Source organism: Burkholderia sp. AU33545 (assembly GCF_020419685.1).
Lineage (GTDB): Bacteria > Pseudomonadota > Gammaproteobacteria > Burkholderiales > Burkholderiaceae > Burkholderia > Burkholderia diffusa.
The window spans coordinates 277,739-294,385 of record NZ_JAIZRQ010000001.1 but is presented as its reverse complement, the minus strand read 5'-3'; the positions used below and the strand labels follow the sequence as shown (position 1 = coordinate 294,385).

Genomic DNA, 16,647 nt, shown 5'->3' with positions numbered 1-16,647 from the left:
CGACCCGGTACCGCGTTCACCCGCCGCTGCTTACTTGTTCGGCTGCGGCGTGAGGCGCAGGTACGGACGCACCGCGTTGAAGCCCTTCGGGAAACGCTTCTTCAGCTCTTCCGGATCCTGCAGCGACGGCACGATCACGACGTCGTCGCCGTCCTTCCAGTTGCCGGGCGTCGCGACCTTGTAGTTGTCGGTCAGCTGCAGCGAGTCGATCACGCGCAGCACTTCGTCGAAGTTGCGGCCGGTGCTGGCCGGATAGGTGATGGTGAGCCGCACCTTCTTGTTCGGGTCGATCACGAACAGCGAGCGCACCGTCAGCGTTTCGTTCGCGTTCGGGTGGATCATGTCGTACAGCTGCGACACCTTGCGGTCCGCGTCGGCGATGATCGGGAAACCGACGACGGTCGACTGCGTTTCGTTGATGTCGTTGATCCAGCCCTTGTGCGATTCGACGCCGTCGACCGACAGCGCGATCACCTTCACGTTGCGTTTCTCGAATTCGCCCTTCAGCTTCGAGGTCAGCCCGAGTTCAGTCGTGCACACCGGCGTGTAGTCGGCCGGGTGCGAGAACAGGACGCCCCAGCTGTCGCCCAGCCACTCGTGAAACTTGATGGGGCCCAGGCTCGATTCCTGCTCGAAATCCGGTGCGATGTCACCAAGACGCAGACTCATGATGTTCCCTCCTCGAACGATGCTGGTTGAAACCGCGCGCTGGACGGCGCGGGACAGTCCATCAGCTTACGGGAAGCAATGGGCGACGCGAACGATTATTCTGTTTGATATTCATACTTTTTTGTCATTTTTACCCGGTATCGGGACACGACCGACGGCCACAAGGGAAACTTTTCGCAGCATTTGTGGCTCTGTCAATGCTTACGAGTCATTTACCATGTGGTCTTGCACCGCCGCCGCGTGTCTTCCCGGCTCGCCAGCAGGCAAGGGTTTCGCTACGATGTGAACCTGCAGCATGACAGCATGAAGGGAGTTGCAATGTCGGAAATCAACAAGGAGAAGCTGATGTCGGATATCAAAACCGTTCTCGCGGACGCCGAGGATCTGCTCAAGCAGGCAGCGAGCAGCACGGGCGACCGTGCGGCCGAGCTGCGCGAGAAAGCCATGTCGCGCCTGAAACAGGCCAAGGAAAAGGCAACCGACGTCCAGGTCGTGGTGGTCGAGAAAGGCAAGAAGGCCGCGCGCGCGACCGACGACTACGTGCACGAGCATCCGTGGACGTCGATCGGCGTCGCTGCCGGCGTCGGCGTGCTGATCGGCCTGCTGATCAACCGCAAGTAACGCGCTCAACGCCGTTCCGCCCCATGTGCCGCCCGGTGCGGCGTATGGGTGCCGAAGCCAGCCGGCGGTCCGCCCCCGGCCGGCTTTGCCCTAGCCGCTCATTGCGCGCACAAGCGCCTTATCCATGACGACAGACACCCACCCGCAGCCGTCCGGCCAGGGACCGCTGCGCCGCCTCGTCGGCTCCGCGATCGGCCTCCTGCAAACGCGCCTCGAACTGGTCGGCATCGAACTCGCCGAGGAGAAGGAACGCCTGATGGGCGTGCTGTTCCTCGGGCTCGCGGCCATGATGCTCGCAACGATGGCGCTCATCAGCCTGACCGTGCTCGTCACGATCGCGTTCTGGGACACCTATCGCTGGCAGTCGCTCGCGGCCATCACCGCGCTGTACGCGATCGCGGGCATCGGATGTGCATTGAAAGCGCGTTCGGGTCTGCGCGACGCGCCGACCGTGTTCGAGGCGACGCTCGCCGAGCTCGATAAAGATCGCGAAATTTTCCGCGGCAAGCCGTGAACGCAGTCGCGTTCCCCTCCCTCACCTACTTCGCCGACGCGCCATGAGCCAGAACGTCACGGGCCATTCAACCCGCCCCCATTCGTCGCGATCGAACTGGAGCGCGTCGCAGCATCGCGCACTCCGCAAGGAATTGCTGATCCTGCGATCCGAGGTCGAACGGCTCGAGCTTGCCGAAGCCGCCGCCGAAATGCGCCACGCCGTCACGCGCTTCAGTTGGCTCAAGGTATTCGTCCCCGGCCTGTCGGGCACCGGCTTCAGCCAGTCCGCCAAGAACCTGAACGCGAGCCTCGGCCAACTCGTCAACCAGTACCCGATGTTGAGTTCGCTCGCGTCGCTCGTGCTGGCGAAACCCATACGCTCGCTGCTACGCGCGAGCGCTGGCCCCGCGCTGAAGTGGGGCTCCGTCGGCTTCGCTGCATGGGAGATCTACCGAATCTGGAAACAGTCGCGCGACGAGCGCAACCCTGCCACGAACGACGACTGACACGCAACGACAGGCGTGCATGGGCCCGGCGCCGTTGCGCGTTTTCCGTACGTGATCGCGTGATCAACGCACGCCCCAGCATGTCCGCTCCCGTGCGTCGGCGTCGGCGTCAGCATCGTTAGATGCTGCATTCCCTTTCGTCCCGTCCGCGCGCAGCGTGAAAGCACCGCATGCGTCGTCGCGCATTGGGCCTGCATCGAGCGGGCGCGCAATGAGTTCGTAGGCCACCGGTGCATCGTCGCCGGCTGCTCGCCGCAGCGCGATGTCGTAGACCGCCTGCCCGTCCGGGGGCGCCTGCGAATATGCGTCTGGCAGCGTCCGTGGCGGCGCGCCGTCGAGCGTTTCGAGATACTGAGCCGCGCGGTAGAGCGCAGCGACCGCGGATGCGCGATGCGCACGCGCGACGTGCTCGCGATACGACGGAATACCCCACCCGGCCAGCGCGGCGACGATCGCGAGCACGATCATCAGTTCGAGCAACGTGAACGCCACCGATCGGCGCAGCAATGGAGGCCGTTTCATCGATGAACCGCCGCGACGCGACGCCAGCGCTGTGCAACGATGCGTCCGTCTCGCACCGCGACCTGGCTCTGCAGCCAGACCACGCTTGACGCGTGGCCACCGACACCACGCGCGGTGACGAGGTACGCACGACTCCCTCGAGGGCCGACACCTCGCCAGGCTTCGATCAGGCAACGCGGCGGCTGGGCCGCCATCGGCCAGGATGCAAACGGCGCGAATGCTTCGGCGACACCCAGCGCGGACGCACGCCGCCATGCGTCCGGCTCGGCCGATGACGCGAGCTCGTCGATGTACGGCGCCCCGCCTCGGAGCAATCGCGCTGTGCAGGCTGCGACCGCCGCATCGGCTGCGTGAAACGCAATTAGCCGGTCCGACAATGCACGTGTGCGGCGCGATTCCGTCAATGCGGATTCGAACCATGTGCCGGTCAACACGGCGACCGCCGCGCCAACCGCGATCACGGCAGGCAGTGCAAGGCCTGCGTCGCGACGCCAGTGGCGGCTGGTGGACGGAAAGCGTGTGCGTGATGTTGTTCCGCTCAGCATGGGGCCCTCACCGCGTGCCGCATGTCGCGGAACGCCACGGCGCGCTGCCTTTCGAAACCAGCCGCGATTCGCATTGCGAGCTGGTCGACGAATCGGTTCGCGTCGATCATCGCAACCCCTCAAGATCCTGCGCCGCATCACCCACGGGATTGGTGGATGCGACCGCTGCATTGCGCAACGCGACGATTCGATGCAGCACCAGATGCGCGCGACCGTCCGACGAAACGGCCGTGCGGCCGTCGCAATCGACATGACGCGCGGGCCCGTGCGTCGGTTCGCCACGCGCACGCACGCATACATGCACGGCAACGACATCGCGCCAGTCGCCGCTACCCATCGCCCCCGCGTCGACGAACTGCGCGGCTTCGCGACGGAGGTAACGCACGCGCAGTTGATCGATGCCGGACACGACGGGTTGGGGCGTACCCGGGCGCCCGCTTCCCTCGCAGTACAACTCGGGCTCACCCGTCGACGGGCTGACATGCGCGTCGAAACGATTTTCCACGAGCGGCCGCTCACCAGGAGCGCCAACACCCTGCCCGAGACAATCCGACACCTGTGCCCCAGTCGTCGGCCACGTCGACACGGCATCGCCGACATACCGAACCAGCAATGCATCCGACGCTGCGCGCATGGCTTCGCAGCGCACCTTCGCTCCGTTGCCTCGCACGCGCCCCGCGGAACAGCCGAACACGGGCGGTAACGATGGCGGCCCTTCGACATCGAGCGGACGAAACCCGGCCATCTGGATCTGCTCGCCGATCAGCATCAGTGCGGTCGCGGCCGCATCGCGCATCCGGAACCCGTCTTCCGCTCGCCGCTGCGCGACGCGCTGGGCGTGATACAGCGCACCGGCAGCGGCAAGCACCAGCAGACCGACCGTCATCGCGATCAGCACTTCTAGCAGCGTATGCGCGCGGCTGCGGCGTTCACCGTTCATCGGCATTGACCTCGGCCTCCCGAAACGGAATCCGCACGCACGACGGTGGCCCGACCGTTGCCCGCGCACTTTCGCAGCGCGCCGATGTCAGCGCGTGGGCGTGAGCGTCACGCCAGCCGACCGTCACGTAGCGGACACCCGCCGGCCCATCGTCGAGCGCCGTCGTGCCGCCGGGCAACGATGCAGACGCGAGCGCCGCGATGCCGTCGTCGGCGCCTGCCACTGCGTGCCGGCGCTCAATGCGAGCATCGGCCAGCCACAGCGCGCGTTCACGCCAGATCGTCGCCCGCTGCGCGCGCGTCATCGCAAGCTGGCTGCCGGCCACGGCCAGCATCACGGTTGCAAGTAGCGCGACGGCCAGCACCGCTTCGAGCAGCGACGTGCCGTGCATCGATTTGCGCGCGCGCTTCATGCCGCTTCGCAACGACCGGTGGCGACGCGCGCCCGGCCGCCTGCCGCGATCCGGACGCAGCGCGACACGCGTGTGTCGTCACCGGACAGCGTGCGCTGCGGACGCAACTCGAAACGTCTGATCCCGCCAAGCACCTGACCCGCCGGCGGAGCAAATGCCAGATCGTGCGCCGCCCCCGCGACAGCGATGTCGGCATCGCGCGGATAGCGCCGCAGCACGCGCGACCGGCCGTCGAACTGCCCGCTGACGATCCATCCGCACGACCATCCCGCCAAGTCGCACCGCTCGCCTGAACGCACGCAACCGCCGTCGCGCCCGGCCCTGCACAGCGTGACGCGCACGCCGAGACGTGTTGCTTCGGTGCGCGCGAACGACAGCGCGCCGAGCAACGCACGCGTGCGTGCATCCACACGTTCACGCATGTGCCACTGATCGAATCCAGGTGCTGCGTATAGCCCGATCGCGGCTGCGAGCGCGATCGCGACCATCAGCTCGACGAGCGTAAAGCCGCCGCAGCATCGCACGCGTTGTTCAACGCCCTGTCGGTGCAGTCCCATCGCCATCGCCCTCCGTCAACGTGATGCGACGACTGTAGCGACGCAAGCAGACACGCGCCATTAGCCGAACGGCCGACTGGCGACATGCGATCGCGGCCGACACAATCGGCGCGAACTGAACCCACGGAGAAGACGATGAACGGACGCAGCGCGTCAGCGCTTACGCGGAGGTTTGGAGGGGGACGCGCGACGGAACTCTTCGATCACGTCGGCAAATTCGGAAACATCCTCGAACCGGCGGTAAACCGATGCGAAACGGACATAGGCGATCGTATCGAGGCCGCGCAACTCGTTCATCACGAGTTCGCCAAACTTCTCGCTACGCACTTCACGCTCGCCGGTCGCAAGCAGTTGGTATTCGATACGGGCAACCGCCGCGTCGATCGCGTCAGCCGCAACCGGCCGCTTGCGCAGCGCGAGTTGCATGCTGGCGACGATCTTGCGACGGTCGAATTCCGTGCGGCTGCCGTCCTTCTTCACGACGGCCGGCAGGTTCAGCTCGACCCGCTCGTACGTCGTGAAGCGCTTGTCGCAAGCCGAGCAACGACGGCGCCGACGAATCGCGGCGCCATCTTCGGACACACGCGAGTCGACGACCTGCGTGTCCTCGTGCCGGCAGAACGGGCAGCGCATGCTGGATCAGCGATAAACCGGGAAACGCTTGGTCAGCTCGGCTACTTGCGCGCGCACGCGCTCGATCGTCGCTGCGTCTTCCGGGTTCTCGAGCACGTCGGCGATCAGGTTGCCGACCTGCTCGGCTTCCGCCGGGCCGAAGCCGCGCGTCGTCATCGCCGGCGAACCCAGACGGATCCCGCTCGTCACGAACGGCTTTTCCGGATCGTTCGGAATCGCGTTCTTGTTCACCGTGATGTGTGCCGCGCCCAACGCCGCTTCCGCCGCCTTGCCCGTGATCTTCTTCGCGCGCAGGTCCACCAGCATCACGTGGCTTTCCGTACGGCCCGACACGATCCGCAGCCCGCGCTTGACCAGCGTCTCAGCCAGCACGCGTGCGTTCTCGACCACCTTCTCCTGGTAAGCCTTGAACTCCGGCGACAGCGCTTCCTTGAACGCCACCGCCTTCGCCGCGATCACGTGCATCAGCGGGCCGCCCTGGATACCCGGGAAGATCGCCGAGTTGATCTGCTTCTCGTATTCCGACTTCATCAGGATCACGCCGCCGCGCGGGCCGCGCAGGCTCTTGTGCGTCGTCGTCGTCACGAAGTCCGCGTGCGGCACCGGGTTCGGGTACACGCCCGCCGCGATCAGCCCCGCGTAGTGCGCCATGTCGACCATCAGGTACGCACCGACCGACTTCGCGATCTTCGCCAGACGCTCGAAGTCGATCTTCAGCGCGAATGCCGACGCGCCCGCGACGATCAGCTTCGGCTTGTGTTCGTTCGCCAGTTGCTCGGCTGCGTCGTAGTCGATGTCTTCGTTTTCGTTCAGGCCGTAGCTCACGACGTTGAACCACTTGCCCGACATGTTCACCGGCGAGCCGTGCGTCAGGTGGCCGCCGTGCGCGAGGCTCATGCCCATGATCGTGTCGCCCGGCTTGAGCATCGCGAAGAACACGCCCTGGTTCGCCTGCGAACCCGAGTTCGGCTGCACGTTCGCCGCTTCCGCGCCGAACAGCTGCTTCACGCGGTCGATCGCCAGCTGCTCGACCACGTCGACGTATTCACAGCCGCCGTAGTAACGCTTGCCCGGATACCCTTCCGCGTACTTGTTCGTGAGCTGCGAGCCCTGTGCGGCCATCACGGCCGGGCTCGTGTAGTTTTCCGACGCGATCAGCTCGATGTGCTCTTCCTGGCGGCGGTTTTCCTGCTCGATCGCTGCAAAGATTTCGGGATCGACGTTCGCGATGGTGCTTTGGGCTCTGTCAAACATACGGTTTCCGTTAAGTGTGTACAGGTTGACCGGAGTGGCCGAGTACATTGCGCTGCTGGCGGAACCAGCCCGACGTGGCGGAAGAATCCGTATGACGCGAGGCAGGACAGCCACCGGCGATGCACGCGACGGCGCACAACGGCTGCCCAGGCGAACGGCAAAAACGGCGCCCCGCGCTTCACGGTGGGATGCTCCACCTTGAACCCGAAGGGTTCTATCGCCAGTCACGCAGGGGTGATGAGCGCGTTAGTGTATTGGATGCGTCATGAATAGGCAACCGCACGGCGGGACGCCCGAAGCAATTGGGGCCAGACTCTACGCGCCCGTACCGGAACGCTGTGCCGCCTTGCCGCGGTGCCGCAATCTCAGTAGGCTTGCGGGATACTATCCGCTACTTTGTTACCGACCAGGAGCAGCAATGATCGTGTTCGTCACAGGCGCGTCCGCCGGCTTCGGCGCCGCCATCGCCCGTGCCTTCGTCAAGGGCGGCCACCGCGTCGTCGCGACCGCGCGCCGCAAGGATCGTCTCGATGCGCTCGCCGCCGAACTCGGCGATTCCCTGCTGCCGCTCGAGCTCGACGTACGCGATCGCGCGGCCGTCGAGGCCGTGCCGGCCGCCCTTCCCGCCGAATTCGCAGCACTCGACGTCCTCGTCAACAACGCCGGCCTCGCGCTCGGCGTCGAGCCGGCCCAAAAGGCCAGCCTCGACGAATGGCACACGATGATCGACACGAACTGCACGGGCCTCGTCACCGTTACGCACGCGCTGCTGCCCGGCATGATCGAGCGCGGCCGCGGTCACATCTTCAATATCGGCTCGGTCGCAGGTTCGTACCCTTATGCGGGCGGCAACGTCTACGGCGCGACCAAGGCTTTCGTCAGACAATTCAGCCTGAACCTGCGCGCCGACCTGCTCGGCACGCCACTGCGCGTCACCGACATCGAGCCGGGCCTGTGCGGCGGCACCGAGTTCTCGAACATCCGCTATCGCGGCGACGACGCAAAAGCGGCGAGCGTCTACAACAATGTCCAACCGCTCATGCCCGAGGACATCGCCGACACGATCTACTGGATCGCGACGCGCCCGGCACACGTCAACGTCAACACGATCGAGCTGATGCCGGTCGCGCAAGCGCCCGGCGGCCCGACCGTCCACCGCGGCTGAAAGTCGCGCGGGCCCGCCCCCTCTCGGGGCCGGCCCGCAGTGTGCTACGGCATACTACATTCCGTTACGAATCGGTTACGAATCCGGCCTCGGCCTTCCGGTAAAATGCGCGCCATGACTCAGCCTACCCGCTCCCCGGACGCGCACTCCGGCTTCACTTGGCCGGTACGCGTTTACTACGAGGACACCGACGCAGGCGGCATCGTCTTCTATGCCAACTACCTGAAGTTCTTCGAACGCGCTCGCACCGAGTGGCTGCGCGCATGCGGCATCGACCAGCGTCGGCTCGCCGACGATACCGGCGCGATCTTCATCGTTCGCAGCACGTCGCTCGACTACCGCGCGCCGGCACGACTCGACGACGCGCTGACGATCACGAGCCGGCCCGGACGCATCGGCCGCGCATCGGTGGAATTCACGCAGGAAGCCTGGTGCGGAGATACGCTGCTCGTGGCCGGACACATCCGCCTCGGCTGCGTCGACCGAACCGGCATCCGGCCCGCGGCAATCCCGCCGGTCGTGCTCGACGCGCTGCAACGCGGGCCCGTCATCGACGCCGGGCAGACTGTATTGTCAACGAAGCTCGGATGAGCACCGTTTAGACAAAGCCTATGAACTTGCCCTCCTGAATCGATACTAAGCAAGGTTCGGCGCCAGGCCAGGCCGGCGCGCCGCGCCACACGCATACCGTGCGCCCTCGCCGGACACCCCCGAAGGGACGTTACTCAAACCTCTATGAACACTTCTCAAGACCTGTCGATCATTTCCCTCGTCCTCAACGCGAGCGTGCTGGCCCAGGCCGTGATGGGGCTGCTGCTGCTGCTGTCGCTGATGTCGTGGACCTTCATCTTCCGCAAGTGGTTCGCGATCCGCCGCGCACGCGCGCAGACCGAACGCTTCGAAAGGGATTTCTGGTCGGGCGGCGACCTGCAGGCGCTGTATCAAAGCGCGGCCAACAATCGTCACACGATCGGCGCGCTCGAGCGGATTTTCGAATCGGGGATGCGTGAGTTCCTGAAGGGGAAGGAAAAGCGCATCAGCGACCCGGGCCTCGTGCTCGACGGCGCGCGCCGTGCGATGCGCGCGTCGTTCCAGCGCGAAATGGACGTGCTCGAAGCGAACCTCGCGTTCCTCGCGTCGGTCGGCTCGGTCAGTCCGTACATCGGTCTGTTCGGCACCGTCTGGGGGATCATGAACTCGTTCCGCGGCCTGGCTAACGTGCAGCAGGCGACGCTCGCGAACGTCGCACCGGGCATCGCCGAGGCGCTCGTCGCCACCGCGATCGGCCTGTTCGCCGCGATTCCGGCGGTTGTCGCGTACAACCGCTACGCGCACGACATCGACCGCCTCGCGATCCGCTTCGAGACCTTCATCGAAGAGTTCTCGAACATCCTGCAGCGTCAGGCCCAGTAAGGAGCGCGCCATGGCAGGAAGTCCCATTCGATCCAGCATGCGCGGCGGCCGCTCGCGCCGCGCGATGGCCGACATCAACGTCGTGCCGTACATCGACGTGATGCTGGTGCTGCTCGTGATCTTCATGGTCACGGCACCGCTCGTCGCCCCGTCGATCATCAATCTGCCGACCGTCGGCAATGCCGCACCCCAGGAACAGACGCCACCAGTCGTCGTCAACATCAAGGCCGACCGCACGATGAGCGTCAAGTACAAGGGCGACTCCGGCGCGACGCAGGAAGACACGATGACCAAGGCCGAGCTCGACAGCTTCATCTCGGCCCGGCAGGCTGACCATCCCGACCAGCCCGTCGTGATCGCGGCCGACAAGACCGTGCAGTACGATGCCGTCATGACCGTGATGTCGGACCTGAAGGCGCGCGGCGTCAAGCGCGTCGGCCTCCTCGTCAAATCGCAATGAACCGGCAGCAATCCACGCGCGGCAACGCCTATCCGTCTCAGCCCCCTCGCGAGCGCGGCACCTGGCGCGCGTTCGCGCTCGCGGCGCTGATGCACGTGCTGCTCGCGTTGTTCCTCTATCACGGCGTGCAGTGGCAGAACAGCACGCCGGCAGGCGCCGAAGCCGAACTGTGGACCGAGGTGCCCGACGTGCCCGCGCCGCGGCCCGTCGTCACACCCACGCCGCCCGCGAAGCTCGCACCGCCCCCTCCCCCGGTCCGGGACGAGCAGGCGGACATCGCGCTGCAACAGAAGAAACGGCAACAGGAAGCGGCCGCGCGCGAAGCGCTGCTCGAGCAGCAGCGCCGCGCGCAGCAACTGAAGACCCAGCAGGAAGAAGCCCGGCGCGAGCAGCTTGCGGCCCAGCAGGCTGCTGCCCTCGCCGCGCAGAAGGCCGCCGAGCGAGAAAAGCAGAAGCAGGCGGACAAGCTCAAGCAACAACAGCTCGTGGAGCAGCAGAAGCTCGACCAGCAAAAGCTCCAGCAGCAGAAACTGCAGCAACAGAAGCAGGCGCAGCTGGAAGCGCAGCAGGCGGCGAAGGCCAAGGCCGACGCGGCCGCGAAGGCGAAGGCGGAAGCCCAGGCAAAGGCGAAGGCCGAGGCGACGGCGCGCGCGAAGGCCGACGCGGCGGCGAAGGCGAAGCTCGACCGTGAGCGCAGCGCGCGTCTCGCGCAGATGCAAGGCATGTCCGGGTCCGGCGAAGGCGGCGGTGAAGGCCTCGCGAAAAGCGGTACCGGGACGGGCTCCGGCGGCAATGCCGCGTCGCCCGGCTATCCCGACAAGGTGCGTCGCCGTGTGAAACCGAACATCGTCTGGGGCGGCGAGCGCGCGGGCCTGACGACGGTCGTCGCGATCCGCTGCACGCCGTCGGGCGACGTGCTGAGCGTTTCGATCCGCCGTTCGAGCGGAAATTCGGGGTGGGATCAAGCCGTGGTCAATGCGATTCAGGCGTCGGTCCCATTGCCGCCCGATTCTAACGGTCGTACCCCGTCCGACATTACGATTACCTTCAAGGCAGCGGAGTGATCGCAAATGCGCTTACACTCCGTGCGTCGCTGCCGGACGGGAACGAATCGGGTATTTTTACTGTCTCTGCGGTTGCGCAGCGATCCAAGTCACATGGGAAGCAAGAAGCATGAGTTTGATGACGAAACTAGGTTTCAGGGCACTCGTGGCCTCGTGTCTGATTGCGGCCGGCGGCGCCGCTAACGCGCAGGTCAATGTGTTGATCACCGGCGTCGGTTCGACCCAGTTCCCCATCGCCACCGCGAATTTCGTGAACGAGGCGAACCTGCCGCAGCAGGTCACGTCGATCGTCCGCGCCGACCTCGCGCGCAGCGGCAAATTCACCAATATCGACGCGGGCAGCACGCCCGTGCCCGAAACCGCATCGGTCGATCTCGGCGCATGGAAGGCCAAGGGCGCGAACGCGTTCGTCGCCGGCAGCGTGAACCGCGACGCCAACGGCCAGTACAAGGTGAACTTCATCCTGTACGACACCGTGAAGCAGCAAAGCCTCGGCGGCCTGTCGCTGACGGCGAACGACAACACGCTGCGCACGGCTGGCCACAAGATCGCCGACTACATCTACCAGAAGTTGCTCGGCGTGCGCGGCGTGTTCGCCACGCGTCTGTCGTACGTGATCAAGACGGGCAACCGGTACCAGTTGCAGATCTCGGACTCCGACGGCCAGAACGCACGCATCGCGCTCTCGAGCACCGAGCCGATCATCTCGCCGGCGTGGTCGCCGAGCGGGACGAAGGTCGCGTACGTGTCGTTCGAGCGCAAGAAGCCGATCGTCTACATCCATGACCTGCCGACGGGCCGCCGCTACATGGTCTCCGACCAGAAGGGCAACAACAGTGCGCCGGCGTGGTCGCCGGACAGCAACACGCTGGCCGTTGCGCTGTCGCTGACGGGCAATACGCAAATCTATACGGTCAATGCGAACGGCGGCGGTCTGCGCCGGCTCACGCAGAGCAGCTCGATCGATACCGAGCCGTTCTACTCGCCGGACGGCCGCTGGATCTATTTCACGAGCGATCGCGGCGGCGCGCCGCAGATCTACCGGATGCCCGCGCAAGGCGAAAGCGCCGGCTCCGCGCAACGCGTGACCTTCACCGGCAGCTACAACACCAGCCCGCGCATCAGCCCGGACGGCAAGCTGCTCGCCTACATCTCCCGCACGGGTGGGGGGTTCAAGCTGTACGTTCAGGATCTGCAAACCGGCGCGGCGAACGCCATCACGAATACCAATCGCGACGAATCGCCGAGCTTCGCGGCAAACGGCCAGTACCTTCTTTACGCTACCCAGTCGGGTGGTCGCAACGTGCTGGCAGCAGTGCCCTCCGACGGCAGCGCGCCGCCGCAGATCCTGTCCGTCCAGGGCGGCTCCGTTCGTGAGCCGTCGTGGGGGCCCTTCATGCAATGACCACAAGGAGAGTAACCATGATGTCGAACAAAGCTCGTCTGGCCCTGGCCGTGATGATGATCAGCGCGCTCGCAGCGTGTAAGTCGGGCGTCAAGCTCGACGACAAGGCCAACGCGGGCGCGATGAGCACGCAGCCGAGCGCCGACAACGTCGCGCAGGTGAACGTCGATCCGCTGAATGACCCGAACAGCCCGCTTGCGAAGCGCAGCATTTACTTCGACTTCGACAGCTATTCGGTGAAGGACGAATACCAGCCGCTGCTGCAGCAGCACGCTCAGTACCTGAAGAGCCACCCGCAGCGCCATGTGCTGATCCAGGGCAACACCGACGAACGCGGCACGAGCGAGTACAACCTTGCGCTGGGCCAGAAGCGTGCGGAGGCTGTCCGCCGCGCGATGGCACTGCTCGGCGTGAACGACTCGCAGATGGAAGCCGTGAGCCTCGGCAAGGAAAAGCCGCAAGCATCGGGTCACGACGAAGCATCGTGGGCGCAGAACCGCCGCGCCGACCTCGTCTACCAACAGTAAGTAACGGAAGAGTTGCCGTATGACGCACCGTGTATCCTGGCTGCGGATGGCCGCAGCATTCTGCGTCGTCGGCGCGGCGTGGTCGGCCGCGCCGGCGCACGCCGGCATGTTCGACGACAACGAGGCGCGCCGCGCCGTGCTTGATCTGCGCAGCAAGAGTGACAACCTGTCCAGTCAGTTGTCGGCCGCCCAGCGTACGATCCTCGATCAATCCGGCCGTATCGACCAGCTGAACCAGCAGGTCGCGACGCTGCGCGGCGAGAACGAAGATCTGACGAACCGGCTGACGACGCTCGAGCGGCAGCAGAAGGAGTACTACCAGGATCTCGACACGCGGCTGAAGAAGTTCGAGCCGCAACAGGCGACGATCGACGGCGTGGAAGGCACCGTGCAGCCGGGTGAAACGGATGCGCTCAACGCGGCGCAACAGCAATTCCGCAACGGCAACTTCAAGGCGGCGGCGGCTTCGTTCCGCGCGTTCATCGCGAAGTATCCGCAGAGCCCCTACCAGCCGACCGCGCAGTACTGGTACGGCAATGCGCAATACGCGCTGCGCGACTACCGCGGTTCGACTGCAACGTGGCAAGGGATTGTCAGCAAGTTCCCGCAGCACCCGCGCGCGGCCGACGCACTCGTGGCAATCGGCACGAACCAACTCGAGCAGGGCCAGAAGGCGGCTGCAAAGAAGACGTTCGAGCAGGTCGTGTCGCAATACGCTGGATCGAACGCTGCGCAGACGGCACAGGGCAAGATCGAAAGCATCAAATAAATTATGGTGACGGGTTGTTGACAGACCAGCGATCCGCCGCTATAATTTTTTGCTCTTTGGGTCGTTAGCTCAGTTGGTAGAGCAGCGGACTTTTAATCCGTTGGTCGCGTGTTCGAGTCACGCACGGCCTACCAAGATGTCAAGAAGGGGCTTCCGGGAAACCGGAAGCCCCTTTTTCATTGTTGTTGCCTCGCGAGCAGGTGTGCGCCGCTGCACGCAGACACTTCTCCCCTCTTCGATTTCGCCAACGGTTCGTCGTCGAGCACGACGCCCCCGCCGGCAACCTCACGTGTCGCGCTGCGCGCGACGCCAGCGCCCCGGCGTCGTGCCGAGCACCGCGCGAAACGCCTTGCCGAACGCCGCCTCCGACTGATAGCCGACTGCCTGCCCGATCTCCGCCTGCCCGCGCTGCGTGTCCTGCAGCAGCGCGCACGCATGCATCATCCGGATCTGCGCGATGAACGCGCCGACACTCATCCCGGCCCGCTCGCGGAAATGCCGTGCATATGTCGCGCGCGACATCGCGGATGCATCGCCGAGCGACTCGACCGTCCACGGCTTCTCCGGCGCCTGCAGCACGGCCTGAACCGACGGGCCGAGCCGCGCGTCGGCCGCAAGCGCGAGCCAGCCGGACGGCACGCGCGCACCACGACCGTATGCGCGCAACGCATACGCGAGCAGCGCCTGGCCGAGCGCGTTCACGATCGCGCCGGCGCCCGGTTGACCATTCGACGCCTCGGTGCGCAGCACGCTCGTCAGCAGTTGCAGCGGCGCGAACCCCGACGCCTCGCGCAACCCGACATGCAGTACATGCGGCAGCGTGCGCATAAGCAGTTCGCCCGCACCGCGCGCATAGACGAACCGTCCACACAGCAGGTCCACGCTCGCGCCGCCCAGTTGGGCCGGATCGAGATTCGACTTGACCGGCAGCACCGTACCACCGCCGGTCCCCAGATCGCGCAGCGCTGCAACCGGCCCCAACCGGCCGGCCCCTGCGTCGAGCAGGTCGTGCGCGCCACCCGCGGGCAGCAGTACGAAATCGCCGTCGGCGAGCTGCAGCGTGCGCCCGTCCGCGGTACGCATACGGCACGTTCCGGCCAGCACGAGGTGAAACGCGGCCTCGCCGGGCGGCAGCGGGTCGTGCGGCATCGCGAACGGGCCATCGAGCAGGCAGCGCACGTCGAGTTCGACATGGCTGCGGCCCAGCGATAGTAGTTGACTGAGGGCATCCATGAGACGATCTCGCTAAAAATTGACACTCTAGCGTATCGAAACCCTCAGCGCGAACGATCAGAATAGGTCTGCATCGCCCGAGATCGCGGCGCCCGCCGCCCTCCTCACCTCTTCTCGAAAGGACGCATCATGCTGAACTGGAACGAATACCGGAAGGAACTCTCGACGCGCATCGGCGACATCGCCAAGCTGTCGCCCGATACGCTGGCCGGCTACAAGGCGCTGTCCGGCGCCGGCGCCAAGACGGGTCATCTCGACGCAAAGACGCGCGAGCTGATCGCGCTCGCGGTGGCCGTCACCACGCGCTGCGACGGCTGTATCGCCGTGCACACGGCGGAAGCCGCGAAGCATGGCGCGACCAAGGAGGAAGTGGCGGAAGCGCTCGGCGTCGCGATCGCGCTGAATGCGGGCGCGGCGCTCGTCTACTCCGCCCGCGTGATGGACGCGCTCGGCGACTGACGCGTGCACGAAGGATGCGGCACCCACCGCATCCTTCATCGACGATCGACCGGCGCAGTCTGCCAACCGGCGAGCGTGCGGCAGCCGCGTATAACGGCGCCGCGAAGTCGGCTACCATGCGCGAGAGGATTCATCGCGAAGGAGCGCTCCATGTGCCGCTGGCTCGCCTATACGGGTAATCCGATCCATCTCGAGACCGTACTGTTTCGCGCGAAGCATTCGCTGATCGACCAGAGCCTGCACTCGGAACTGGGCGCCACGACCACCAACGGCGACGGGTTCGGCATCGGCTGGTACGGCAACCCCGACGAACTGCCGTTCCGCTACCGCTCGGTGCATCCCGCGTGGAACGATCGCAACCTGCGCGAAGCCGCGCGCGCGATCCGCTCGCGGATGTTCATCGCGCACATCCGCGCGGCAACCGATACGCCCGTGCAGGAAACCAACTGTCACCCGTTCCGCCACGGCCGCTGGCTGTTCGCGCACAACGGGCTGATCCGCGACTTCCACAAGCTGCGCCGCGACCTGACGATGAAGGTCGACCCGGCGCTGTTCGCTACGCTCGAAGGCTCGACCGATTCCGAGCTGATGTTCCGTCTCGCGTTGACCTACGGCCTCGAGCAGATGCCGCTGCCGGCGCTCGAACGCATGGTCGGCGTGATCGAGGAAACCGCCGCGCGATACCGCGTCGCCGAGCCGCTCAACATGACGATCTGCGTGACGGACGGCGACCGGATCATCGCGGTGCGCTACTCGAGCGAACGGCAATCGCGCTCGCTGTTCCACAGCACGTCGTTCAGGCATCTGCACGAACTTTATCCGCACAATCCGCGCATCGTCGAAGCGGGTGACGACGCGTTCATGGTCGTGTCGGAGCCGCTCATCGACCTGCGCGACGCATGGGAGGAAGTGCCCGAAAGCACGGTGATCGTCGCGCATGGGGCGGATGTGCAGCAGCGGCCGTTCAATCCGCGACACAAATAACGCCAAGGCGTTCG

Annotated in this window: 22 protein-coding genes, 1 tRNA gene and 1 riboswitch; of the genes, 14 read left to right on the top strand and 9 right to left on the bottom strand. The window is 65.6% G+C overall.

All coding sequences use genetic code 11. The features are described from left to right. Window positions 1-30: 30 nt before the first annotated feature. Window positions 31-669, bottom strand: a complete 639-nt coding sequence (locus LGM71_RS01280; RefSeq protein ID WP_034182833.1) for a peroxiredoxin — start codon at window positions 667-669, stop codon at window positions 31-33. Between the two features lie 318 nt (window positions 670-987). On the opposite strand from LGM71_RS01280, the gene LGM71_RS01275 reads away from it, so the two are divergent. The 3 genes from LGM71_RS01275 to LGM71_RS01265 all read left to right on the top strand — a co-directional run bounded on the left by LGM71_RS01275 (window position 988) and on the right by LGM71_RS01265 (window position 2,291). Further along, window positions 988-1,290, top strand: coding sequence for a DUF883 family protein (locus LGM71_RS01275; RefSeq protein ID WP_006754606.1), 303 nt, complete (start codon window positions 988-990; stop codon window positions 1,288-1,290). 124 nt (window positions 1,291-1,414) lie between these two features. Then, a complete protein-coding gene (locus tag LGM71_RS01270) occupies window positions 1,415-1,804 on the top strand; it encodes a phage holin family protein (protein ID WP_059604455.1) in 390 nt (129 codons plus the stop codon). Between the two features lie 43 nt (window positions 1,805-1,847). Beyond that, entirely contained in the window at window positions 1,848-2,291 is a 444-nt protein-coding gene (locus tag LGM71_RS01265) for a DUF3318 domain-containing protein (RefSeq protein ID WP_124629545.1), read from the top strand. 63 nt (window positions 2,292-2,354) lie between these two features. Here the strand turns inward: LGM71_RS01265 and LGM71_RS01260 are convergent, their stop codons facing one another. From LGM71_RS01260 to glyA, 7 genes are all read right to left on the bottom strand, one after another. Further along, entirely contained in the window at window positions 2,355-2,813 is a 459-nt protein-coding gene (locus LGM71_RS01260; protein WP_226113655.1) for a type IV pilin protein, read from the bottom strand. Continuing rightward, window positions 2,810-3,358: a pilus assembly protein gene (locus LGM71_RS01255; RefSeq protein ID WP_226113653.1), complete on the bottom strand. Its 549-nt coding sequence runs from the start codon at window positions 3,356-3,358 to the stop codon at window positions 2,810-2,812. The genes LGM71_RS01260 and LGM71_RS01255 overlap by 4 nt, the downstream gene beginning before the upstream one ends. A 106-nt stretch (window positions 3,359-3,464) precedes the next feature. Then, window positions 3,465-4,304 carry a PilW family protein gene (locus LGM71_RS01250; RefSeq protein ID WP_226113651.1) on the bottom strand — a complete coding sequence of 280 codons (840 nt, stop codon included), beginning with the start codon at window positions 4,302-4,304 and terminating at the stop codon, window positions 3,465-3,467. After that, window positions 4,288-4,710: a hypothetical protein gene (locus LGM71_RS01245; RefSeq protein WP_124903142.1), complete on the bottom strand. Its 423-nt coding sequence runs from the start codon at window positions 4,708-4,710 to the stop codon at window positions 4,288-4,290. Before LGM71_RS01245 ends, LGM71_RS01250 begins: the two co-directional genes overlap by 17 nt. Beyond that, complete coding sequence (locus LGM71_RS01240) at window positions 4,707-5,267, bottom strand: GspH/FimT family pseudopilin (protein WP_226113649.1); 561 nt, start codon at window positions 5,265-5,267, stop codon at window positions 4,707-4,709. The genes LGM71_RS01245 and LGM71_RS01240 overlap by 4 nt, the downstream gene beginning before the upstream one ends. A gap of 153 nt (window positions 5,268-5,420) precedes the next feature. Continuing rightward, window positions 5,421-5,900, bottom strand: coding sequence for a transcriptional regulator NrdR (gene nrdR, locus LGM71_RS01235; RefSeq protein ID WP_226113646.1), 480 nt, complete (start codon window positions 5,898-5,900; stop codon window positions 5,421-5,423). A 6-nt stretch (window positions 5,901-5,906) separates the two neighbouring features. Continuing rightward, window positions 5,907-7,154, bottom strand: coding sequence for a serine hydroxymethyltransferase (gene glyA, locus LGM71_RS01230; RefSeq protein ID WP_175815358.1), 1,248 nt, complete (start codon window positions 7,152-7,154; stop codon window positions 5,907-5,909). 137 nt (window positions 7,155-7,291) lie between these two features. After that, window positions 7,292-7,392: riboswitch (ZMP/ZTP riboswitch) on the bottom strand. A gap of 180 nt (window positions 7,393-7,572) precedes the next feature. On the opposite strand from glyA, the gene LGM71_RS01225 reads away from it, so the two are divergent. The 9 genes from LGM71_RS01225 to LGM71_RS01185 all read left to right on the top strand — a co-directional run bounded on the left by LGM71_RS01225 (window position 7,573) and on the right by LGM71_RS01185 (window position 14,091). Then, a complete protein-coding gene (locus LGM71_RS01225; RefSeq protein ID WP_059608335.1) occupies window positions 7,573-8,319 on the top strand; it encodes an SDR family NAD(P)-dependent oxidoreductase in 747 nt (248 codons plus the stop codon). A gap of 105 nt (window positions 8,320-8,424) precedes the next feature. Further along, on the top strand, window positions 8,425-8,910 hold the full coding sequence (ybgC, locus tag LGM71_RS01220) for a tol-pal system-associated acyl-CoA thioesterase (protein ID WP_059608334.1): 486 nt from the start codon (window positions 8,425-8,427) through the stop codon (window positions 8,908-8,910). Window positions 8,911-9,054: 144 nt separating this feature from the next. Then, the gene (gene tolQ / locus LGM71_RS01215; protein ID WP_059608333.1) at window positions 9,055-9,732 is read left to right on the top strand and encodes a protein TolQ; all 678 of its coding nucleotides are present in this window, start codon (window positions 9,055-9,057) and stop codon (window positions 9,730-9,732) included. A gap of 10 nt (window positions 9,733-9,742) precedes the next feature. Next, window positions 9,743-10,192 (top strand): protein TolR, encoded by a 450-nt coding sequence (gene tolR / locus LGM71_RS01210; protein WP_006484943.1) that lies wholly within the window; start codon window positions 9,743-9,745, stop codon window positions 10,190-10,192. Further along, window positions 10,189-11,256 (top strand): cell envelope integrity protein TolA, encoded by a 1,068-nt coding sequence (gene tolA / locus LGM71_RS01205; RefSeq protein ID WP_226113644.1) that lies wholly within the window; start codon window positions 10,189-10,191, stop codon window positions 11,254-11,256. The genes tolR and tolA overlap by 4 nt, the downstream gene beginning before the upstream one ends. Before the next feature lie 109 nt (window positions 11,257-11,365). Next, entirely contained in the window at window positions 11,366-12,661 is a 1,296-nt protein-coding gene (gene tolB / locus LGM71_RS01200) for a Tol-Pal system beta propeller repeat protein TolB (RefSeq protein ID WP_124625062.1), read from the top strand. 17 nt (window positions 12,662-12,678) lie between these two features. Beyond that, window positions 12,679-13,188, top strand: a complete 510-nt coding sequence (gene pal / locus LGM71_RS01195; protein WP_059465490.1) for a peptidoglycan-associated lipoprotein Pal — start codon at window positions 12,679-12,681, stop codon at window positions 13,186-13,188. 19 nt (window positions 13,189-13,207) lie between these two features. Next, the gene (gene ybgF, locus LGM71_RS01190) at window positions 13,208-13,957 is read left to right on the top strand and encodes a tol-pal system protein YbgF (RefSeq protein WP_059608330.1); all 750 of its coding nucleotides are present in this window, start codon (window positions 13,208-13,210) and stop codon (window positions 13,955-13,957) included. Between the two features lie 58 nt (window positions 13,958-14,015). After that, window positions 14,016-14,091 (top strand) — tRNA-Lys (locus LGM71_RS01185). A gap of 151 nt (window positions 14,092-14,242) precedes the next feature. Here the strand turns inward: LGM71_RS01185 and LGM71_RS01180 are convergent. Further along, window positions 14,243-15,190, bottom strand: coding sequence for a cupin domain-containing protein (locus LGM71_RS01180; RefSeq protein WP_226113642.1), 948 nt, complete (start codon window positions 15,188-15,190; stop codon window positions 14,243-14,245). Between the two features lie 129 nt (window positions 15,191-15,319). Here LGM71_RS01180 and LGM71_RS01175 point away from each other — a divergent pair, with 129 nt between their 5' ends. Both LGM71_RS01175 and LGM71_RS01170 read left to right on the top strand, forming a co-directional pair. Continuing rightward, a complete protein-coding gene (locus tag LGM71_RS01175; protein WP_006484989.1) occupies window positions 15,320-15,649 on the top strand; it encodes a carboxymuconolactone decarboxylase family protein in 330 nt (109 codons plus the stop codon). Window positions 15,650-15,799: 150 nt separating this feature from the next. Beyond that, window positions 15,800-16,633 (top strand): class II glutamine amidotransferase, encoded by an 834-nt coding sequence (locus LGM71_RS01170; RefSeq protein ID WP_059608328.1) that lies wholly within the window; start codon window positions 15,800-15,802, stop codon window positions 16,631-16,633. The last annotated feature ends 14 nt before the right edge of the window (window positions 16,634-16,647 follow it).

Coding starts and splice junctions, on each gene's coding strand:
- LGM71_RS01175 (WP_006484989.1), top strand. CDS start 15,320: ATGCTGAACTGGAACGAATACCGGAAGGAACTCTCGACGCGCATCGGC.
- tolR (WP_006484943.1), top strand. CDS start 9,743: ATGGCAGGAAGTCCCATTCGATCCAGCATGCGCGGCGGCCGCTCGCGC.
- tolB (WP_124625062.1), top strand. CDS start 11,366: ATGAGTTTGATGACGAAACTAGGTTTCAGGGCACTCGTGGCCTCGTGT.
- pal (WP_059465490.1), top strand. CDS start 12,679: ATGATGTCGAACAAAGCTCGTCTGGCCCTGGCCGTGATGATGATCAGC.
- LGM71_RS01245 (WP_124903142.1), bottom strand. CDS start 4,710: ATGAAGCGCGCGCGCAAATCGATGCACGGCACGTCGCTGCTCGAAGCG.
- LGM71_RS01170 (WP_059608328.1), top strand. CDS start 15,800: ATGTGCCGCTGGCTCGCCTATACGGGTAATCCGATCCATCTCGAGACC.
- LGM71_RS01240 (WP_226113649.1), bottom strand. CDS start 5,267: ATGGGACTGCACCGACAGGGCGTTGAACAACGCGTGCGATGCTGCGGC.
- ybgF (WP_059608330.1), top strand. CDS start 13,208: ATGACGCACCGTGTATCCTGGCTGCGGATGGCCGCAGCATTCTGCGTC.
- tolQ (WP_059608333.1), top strand. CDS start 9,055: ATGAACACTTCTCAAGACCTGTCGATCATTTCCCTCGTCCTCAACGCG.
- LGM71_RS01260 (WP_226113655.1), bottom strand. CDS start 2,813: ATGAAACGGCCTCCATTGCTGCGCCGATCGGTGGCGTTCACGTTGCTC.
- LGM71_RS01255 (WP_226113653.1), bottom strand. CDS start 3,358: ATGCTGAGCGGAACAACATCACGCACACGCTTTCCGTCCACCAGCCGC.
- LGM71_RS01280 (WP_034182833.1), bottom strand. CDS start 669: ATGAGTCTGCGTCTTGGTGACATCGCACCGGATTTCGAGCAGGAATCG.
- LGM71_RS01250 (WP_226113651.1), bottom strand. CDS start 4,304: ATGCCGATGAACGGTGAACGCCGCAGCCGCGCGCATACGCTGCTAGAA.
- ybgC (WP_059608334.1), top strand. CDS start 8,425: ATGCGCGCCATGACTCAGCCTACCCGCTCCCCGGACGCGCACTCCGGC.
- LGM71_RS01275 (WP_006754606.1), top strand. CDS start 988: ATGTCGGAAATCAACAAGGAGAAGCTGATGTCGGATATCAAAACCGTT.
- LGM71_RS01265 (WP_124629545.1), top strand. CDS start 1,848: ATGAGCCAGAACGTCACGGGCCATTCAACCCGCCCCCATTCGTCGCGA.
- glyA (WP_175815358.1), bottom strand. CDS start 7,154: ATGTTTGACAGAGCCCAAAGCACCATCGCGAACGTCGATCCCGAAATC.
- LGM71_RS01225 (WP_059608335.1), top strand. CDS start 7,573: ATGATCGTGTTCGTCACAGGCGCGTCCGCCGGCTTCGGCGCCGCCATC.
- nrdR (WP_226113646.1), bottom strand. CDS start 5,900: ATGCGCTGCCCGTTCTGCCGGCACGAGGACACGCAGGTCGTCGACTCG.
- LGM71_RS01180 (WP_226113642.1), bottom strand. CDS start 15,190: ATGGATGCCCTCAGTCAACTACTATCGCTGGGCCGCAGCCATGTCGAA.
- LGM71_RS01270 (WP_059604455.1), top strand. CDS start 1,415: ATGACGACAGACACCCACCCGCAGCCGTCCGGCCAGGGACCGCTGCGC.
- tolA (WP_226113644.1), top strand. CDS start 10,189: ATGAACCGGCAGCAATCCACGCGCGGCAACGCCTATCCGTCTCAGCCC.